Below are 6850 nucleotides of genomic sequence, written 5' to 3' on the forward strand. Positions count from 1 at the left end.
GTAAAGAGGCTATTCGCATTTTCTGCGAATACATCCACTTCTGATAACGATCGCTCAGGAGCCGAGATCGGCCCTGACCAGGCGATTCGCTCGATTCGCCACGCGCAGGATCACCTCGGGCGAGGCGAACTGTTGTGGTTTCCTGTGTCGCAAAATCCGGGTCTGATCAGGCATTTTGTGTCTCATTGTTGCATTTTTTGCATTTTGACTGCAAAAATTGCAGTCGACATAGGAGGCTCCTTGGGTGATAAGTTCGGCGGTCTCGCGTTCCTCCCGCTGCCTAATCGAGAGCCGGATCGTGACGGGTTCCTGAGCGAGGTGCTCACCGGGTGGAAGCGATCGCACTCGGCGCAAAACTTCACCATGCAAACGACCAGGCGCCGGGTCGCATCTGTTATGCGCCTGGCGGACTTCTCGGGCAAGTATCCGTGGGAGTGGGCCCCCGTCGACGCGGACGAGCTGTTCGACCATCTTCGCGGTGTCGAGAACCTGGCCTTGTCCACTGTCCGGGCCTACCAGACGGACATCAAACTGTTTTGCGAGTATGCAACCAACCCTGAATACCCGTGGAACGAGAACTGCGGGCGCCTCTTCGGGACAACCTTTTCCCAGGTGATCACCGAGTTCAACAAAGCCAGGCACGTCCAGGATGCCGATATGGGTCCGGAGAAGCGTGCCTTTACTCTCGAGGAGCTGCAGGCCTTCTTCGACCTAGCCGACCTGGAAGTCGAACGGATCATAAACTCCGGACGCAAGGGCGCTCTTGCCGCGTGGCGTGACGCCGTCGCCTTCAAGACCGCCTACGGTTGGGGCCTTCGGCGCGACGAACTCCGTCACCTCGGCCTGGTCGATTTCTCCCGCAATGTCAAGGCTCCGTACTTCGGCGACTACGGCATTCTGCGCGTCCGGTTCGGGAAGTCGCAGAAGGGCTCCCCCAAGAAACAGCGGTCCGTGCTGACCCTCCTGGACTGGGCAGCCGAGGCGGTTGATGACTGGGTCAAACGCGGTCTTCCCCGCTACGGGCAGCCTGTCAGCGATCTCTTCCCGACTGGCCGCGGCGGCCTGGTTCCGGAAAAGAACCTCCGGGATCGGATGCGCGGATTCCTCGACGAACTCGGCTTTCCGCCGGGGCTCGACCTTCACTCCCTGCGACGGTCCTATGTCACGCACATGCAGACCGAGTACGGCTATGACACCAAGTTCATCTCGATGCAGGTTGGCCACGAGCACACAGCGACGACCACGATCTACACACTTCCCTCCCCCGACTTCGCCGCGCGCGAACTGGAACGCGTGCTCAACACAACCCTCCTGGCCAGCAACAGCAAGCTGCTGACCAAACCCACAACGCCTTCCGGAAAGGCATCACGATGAACCGTCAAATCGACTACCAGTTCCGCGTCAAGGAGCTGATGGCACGCGCCGGGATGCGCAACAGCCGCGATCTGGTCGCTCCGCTTCGGGAGCGTGGCATCACGCTCTCCGAGTCGCAGATCTACCGACTCGTCGGACAGAACCCGGACCGGATCGCCTTCCAGGTCTTGGCAGCACTTTGCGACATCTTCAAGGTCGAAGCCAACGAAATCTTTACCTACACAGGAACGGAAACCCGCACCCAGCGCCGTCGGACCGCCGTCGGCGACGGCACGGATGTCCCCCTGATGGAGGCCTACCGCCCGGTCCGCGCCCGCATTACCCGTCCCGATGAGCAGTGAGTTCAAGCCGCGCGGTCGTCCCCGATCAAACAGGACGAGCGAGGGTTGCGACCGCTGCGGGAGAACCACCGGAAAGATCCGGGTCCGCTGGCCAGACGGACGGATCTGCGGAATATGCTTCACGAACGCAACCCACCGATACGGTCAATGCCCGCTCTGCGGTGCCGACAGAATGCTGCCAGGTCGAACGGATGCGGGCGACGACATCTGTCGCGAATGCGCCGGCATCACGACGGACCTCACCTGTGACAACTGCGGCCGCGAGGCCGAGCGCTTCCGCGGGGGTCACTGCATCACCTGCGTTCTCGCCAACGATCTGACGGAGCTTCTGAGGCCGAATGACCCACCCGACCTGCGGCTCAAACGCCTTATCAAGGTATTGACCGGGGCCACGCGGCCGGAGAGCATCTACACCTGGCTGCGCAGCAACGGTGGCCGGTCCGCCGGGCTGCTCAAACGGATCGGTGACAGGGAGATCGAGCTCTCCCACCGGGCTTTCGACGAACTGCCCAAGACGCCGGCGGTCGAGCACGTCCGCGCGATCCTCACTCATAACCGGATCCTGCCCGCACAGGAAGACCGGCAGCTGGCCATGTTCGAGCAGTGGCTGGAAGAACGCCTCGACCAGCTCTCCTCGACGCCGGAAATCCACGCCCCCATCGAGCGTTTCGCCCGCTGGCATCACCTCAAGAGACTTCGGGCGGAGTCATCCGCGACGAAGAACATGAACTATGCCGTGCGCTCGGCCAAGCAGGAGATCACAGAGGCCGGAAAGTTCCTCCGCTGGCTCCTCGATGAGCACCGCCGGACAGCAGCTTCCTTCCGCCAGATACATATCGACGAATACCTCTCCGAGGGCACCTCAACCCGTCGACATATCCGGAACTTCATCCAATACCTCAAGCGGGAAACGCCGGGGAAGGACATCCAGGTCGCTGCGCGGCTGGCCAGGACGACGCCCGTCCTCAGCCAGCAGGAACGCCTGGACCTTGTCCGCAAGCTCATCGAGGCCGACAACGTCGCCTTGTCGATCCGCATCGCGGGGCTGATCTTCCTGCTCTATGGCATCCCCATCGGCAGGATCGCCATGCTCACCATCGACGACGTCGAAGTGACCGGCAAAGGCATGTTCCTCAGTCTCGGCCGGTATCCGGCACCTATTCCCGAGCTGCTGGCACCCATGTTCTGGGCCCACCTCCAGGACCGCGCCGGCCAACAGACAGTCAACCGCGATACACGCTGGCTCTTCCCGGGCGTCCGCGCAGGAGCACCCCGATCCCCCAACACCCACCTCCTGAAGCTGCGCGGGATGGGCGTCAACATCCAAGGCATCCGCAACACCACCCTGCAGAGCCTGGTCAAAGAAATTGACGCCACGTCACTTGCCCGCATGCTCGGATACAGCAAGCAGACTCTGTCCCGCCACGCGGGAGCCGCCGGCGCACCCATGTCGAGCTACGTTGTCGGCAAGAACCCCCGCTTCGCCGAAGAGCGCAGTCGCGACCAAACTGCGAACAAAACCCAGTGACAAAGCACCAGAGGGTATGACGGCGAGCATCATCGATAGAGACCCTCAGCTCGCCCACGGAGCGAGGAATAAACCCCAAAGCGATAACCCGCTTATCCAGTTTTCACCGCGCACTCTCGGCCGAAGAGCGGCCAGCAACCTGGTCGGTGTTTGCACGACGACCCTAGGTATCGGAACCTGCGCCGACTGGGTTTTTGCCGGCGAGTGCCGCGGGAGGATGAGCTCACCTCCTGCGAGCCTAGAATCGGCTCATACTCCCGTACTAGGTTCGAAGAACCCCCTTGTGCAATGGCGAACGTCATGCCAGAGTGCGCCCATGATTGAATCCGATGCTGCGGTCGCCCGCGCACTCAGCACAATTCCAGTTCGTGCGTCTCGCCAAATGACCGCCACCGAGTATCAGGTGCGCGTGGCCGAGGTCCTCAACCTTTTTGACATCGAAGCGGTGGGCGACGAATCGGGAATTCGTTACGGGGGCGAGGGCGTTGAGCTGGAAGATCAGCCCCTGGAAGCGGCCGTCCGCATACTCGTTGGGAAGCGATTCGGCATCCCGGAAGCAATGTAATAGCCCAACAGTAGGGGTCCTTCGGATCCAGGTGTCGCGTTACTGGGTCTTGGTCCAGACGAAGGGATGGCATCGGTCGTTTCAGCCGTCAGACCGGTCCTGAATCAGGACTGCCATATTCACCTGGACGGAGCCGTAGGGGTTCAGCCAGGTTCACCCCAAATTATAGGAAGTTATAGGGGGTTATAGGGTTTTTCCTATAACCCCCTATAACTTCCTATAACCCCGTATAAGTAGTGGCTGCTGATGGACATGGAGTGTCCCAACGCGGTGCTGGTTTCGCTGACGATCTCGGGGGTGGGTGGCGCATCGGACGTTGGATGCTGAACGACCGGATCAGTGTCAATGTCACGGACCGGCCGACATCGGGACATTGCCCCAAACGGTGGACTGTCCCGGGCCAACGTCGTGGCATGATGACATCCATCATGGACAGGCGGTTGCGGCGCGCTCCTGACGCGGAATGGGTGTTGATGTACCGACTCGGGCTGAGTCGGAAACGCATCGCTGAGCTGGTGCGCGCCGACCCGGCCAGCGTGGGTTACCACCTGGTCATCGCGCGCCGCCAAGACCCGGGGCTCGAGGCAGCGCACCTGGCCGCCGCCCGCACCGGAACCATCCCCTCCCCTGCTGCCCTTGCCCGCATGGAACAGATCATTGCCTGGATTACCGCCGAACACCGGTTCCCCCGCGACCGCTCCGAGGACAAGAGTGAACGTTCTATGGCCAGGTGGCGCTCGGATCGCCGGCGCGAAGCAGCCGACGGCACCTTGTCCCCGGCTTACCGTGACGGCCTCGCGAGTATCCCCGCGTGGGAGGGGAATCCACGGGCCGCAGCGGACGATGCCAGGTGGCATGACCGGCTCGCCCAGCTCTCGAACTTCCGCGCCGAAGGCAACGACTGGCCCCGCCACCGCCACTGCGCCTCAGACAGGGAACACACCCTCGGGGTGTGGATCCACGCCCAGCGGCAAAAGAACCGTCGCAGCGAGCTCGAAGCTGAAAAGGTCAAACTTCTGGACGACGCCGTCCCGGGCTGGCAGACCGGCCGCACCCGCGGCCGCCCGGCCCGCCTATGAACCCGCCACGCCCGGCAACTCCCGGGACGGCGTCACGCGCACCGTGGAAGGTGCCCAATGGCTGATGCGGCAGGCAATTCCAGCACAGTCTCGAAACACACCGGGCTGCCTCCAGGGCGCCCGTAAGTCGATCCGCTGGCGGGGGACTACTTCGACGGACTCTCGTGGAGCCATATTGCTCGGTCCAGGTCCCGGGGTTCAACTGCGAGTTTCGCGGCCGCGAGCTGGAGGAGCTGCCGTGTTCGTGCCGGGCTAAGTTTGTTGTCATCGCCGAGAACTCGTGCGAGGTAGCGCTGCACCATCACGTCTGGTTTTGTTTCGGTGCTCACTCCCGCATTCATGATCAGGTACGACCAGGCAAGCGCGCCAAAGCCTTTGACTGAGAGCCATGCAGCTCTCGCCGAGTTGCTCCCATCGGCCGCAGCGGCTCGGAGGTGTTCTGCGCTCGTCACGCTGGTATCCAGGGCTGCGAGCCGGGAAAGGCCCTCGTAAATGCCCTCTGGTCGCAAGCGGTTCGTACCCGGGAGCTTGCTTTCGTTGCACAGGATGTCACGGGCGAAGTTTGCGGGGCCACCTGCGCTATCCATGGCCTTCAGCAGGTCTCGTCCACTGTCGGTGTCTGCCGTCGGCCGTAAGGCACGGTACCGAGCAAGCACGTTCCTCGCCGCAGCCGAGTTCCCGCGCAGAGAGTAGGCGGAGTTTAAGGCGCAAAGTGCTAGGGAGTCGCGAAACTCCACGGGGGCGCCCCAATCTGAAGGATCGCCGAGATCCTCGGTGATGGCTTGCACGAGGATATCCAATTCAGTCATGCCCGGATCATATCCGGCACTTGATAGCACCGGCGGGACCTCTCGTTCACAAGGGGACCAATTAGGGCAAGGGGCCGGGCAGGCCGCCCGGCCCTTGCCAGGTCACCTATTTTCGATCAGCTTAGCTGGTACGAGATCGGGTTCTGGGACTCCCGACACAGCCTAGAGCCCGCTGCTGCCCTTCCACTCCTCCGCCGTCACGCGCTTGATGCTCGCTGAGTGAGCCCAGCCCAGGTGGTACTTGCCGGAAGCATCCAGCCACTCGATCAGGCCGTAGCTGTGCGACCATGCCACGGCCTTGCCATAGATCCCGTTGACGTACACCAGCGGCCGGCCGTACTTCGGGAAATCCCGGATCGGCGAGCTGTCGTCCATGGGGCGGGTTTTGTCGGCGTCCAGGCGCGCGACCATCCGGTCCATGTCCTCGGGAGAGCCGGTCTTGATCACGCCTCAATTTTAGATCAGAGCACCGGTGCTTATCGAACATACGTTCTCCACAGGGTTGTCCACATGTGGATATGTATTCGACTTACTGCCCCGCCGCGACCGACCACCTGCGATGACCGCCGCAGGTACGAAGGCATGTGGACACGCCCTGACGGGCCAGCAAATCCCGTTCCGCTGACGGGACGGCCGGAAGCCCCGATGGGCTGAAGCGCCGCTGGGCCGGGGAACTCGACGTGGGGCTGTAATCCGGAACCACAGCAGCGGAGTTCCACAGGGTTCGAGCAGCGACTTACAGGGAGTTCTACGAAGTTATACATGGCTATTTGTTTCTTCCTGTAAGTGGCTATAACTGCCTATAACTGGCTGTAGTTGGCCGCCCTGCGGACCGGAGTCCTCCCGGCCGACCTTCGCGCTGCACTTATTCAAAGCGGCCGTGCTCATTCCAGGAGTCACCGTCATAGACAGGGAAGCGAACCTTGACGGAAAGATAGGCACAGCGATCGGGATCGAGCATCCGAACAGAGAAACCCGGACGGACAGCATCATTGATCCCGCCACCGGGCTGCTGATCGGAGAACGGGTGGCTGTGACAGGTTTGGTTGGCCCCGGTAGGACGGCCAGAGGCGGCAAAATGTTGACCCAGCAATAGAAAGTGTGGCGTCTCAGTTCCAAGGTTCTACAGGGGTCTGGCGAGTCTCCGGCGCGGG

7 protein-coding genes are annotated in these 6850 nt (G+C 62.1%); 5 read left to right on the forward strand and 2 right to left on the reverse strand.

Annotation, left to right across the window (positions count from 1 at the left end):
- Positions 1 to 240 precede the first annotated feature (240 nt).
- The 5 genes from K789_RS0111970 to K789_RS0111990 all read left to right on the forward strand — a co-directional run bounded on the left by K789_RS0111970 (position 241) and on the right by K789_RS0111990 (position 4887).
- Positions 241 to 1374, forward strand: a complete 1134-nt coding sequence (locus K789_RS0111970; protein WP_024366784.1) for a tyrosine-type recombinase/integrase — start codon at positions 241 to 243, stop codon at positions 1372 to 1374.
- A complete protein-coding gene (locus K789_RS0111975; RefSeq protein ID WP_024366785.1) occupies positions 1371 to 1715 on the forward strand; it encodes a helix-turn-helix domain-containing protein in 345 nt (114 codons plus the stop codon). The genes K789_RS0111970 and K789_RS0111975 overlap by 4 nt, the downstream gene beginning before the upstream one ends.
- Before the next feature lie 172 nt (positions 1716 to 1887).
- Positions 1888 to 3243, forward strand: a complete 1356-nt coding sequence (locus K789_RS0111980; protein WP_024366786.1) for a hypothetical protein — start codon at positions 1888 to 1890, stop codon at positions 3241 to 3243.
- Positions 3244 to 3559: 316 nt separating this feature from the next.
- Entirely contained in the window at positions 3560 to 3808 is a 249-nt protein-coding gene (locus K789_RS0111985) for a hypothetical protein (protein WP_128081620.1), read from the forward strand.
- 413 nt (positions 3809 to 4221) lie between these two features.
- The gene (locus K789_RS0111990; RefSeq protein ID WP_237739588.1) at positions 4222 to 4887 is read left to right on the forward strand and encodes a helicase associated domain-containing protein; all 666 of its coding nucleotides are present in this window, start codon (positions 4222 to 4224) and stop codon (positions 4885 to 4887) included.
- 146 nt (positions 4888 to 5033) lie between these two features.
- On the opposite strand, the gene K789_RS0111995 is transcribed toward K789_RS0111990, so the two are convergent.
- Together K789_RS0111995 and K789_RS0112000 are read right to left on the reverse strand one after the other, a co-directional pair.
- Complete coding sequence (locus tag K789_RS0111995; RefSeq protein ID WP_024366964.1) at positions 5034 to 5696, reverse strand: hypothetical protein; 663 nt, start codon at positions 5694 to 5696, stop codon at positions 5034 to 5036.
- A 162-nt stretch (positions 5697 to 5858) separates the two neighbouring features.
- A complete protein-coding gene (locus K789_RS0112000; RefSeq protein ID WP_024366965.1) occupies positions 5859 to 6143 on the reverse strand; it encodes a hypothetical protein in 285 nt (94 codons plus the stop codon).
- Between the last annotated feature and the right edge of the window lie 707 nt (positions 6144 to 6850).

Origin of the sequence: Arthrobacter sp. TB 26 (assembly GCF_000427315.1) — a bacterium.
GTDB lineage: Bacteria > Actinomycetota > Actinomycetes > Actinomycetales > Micrococcaceae > Arthrobacter.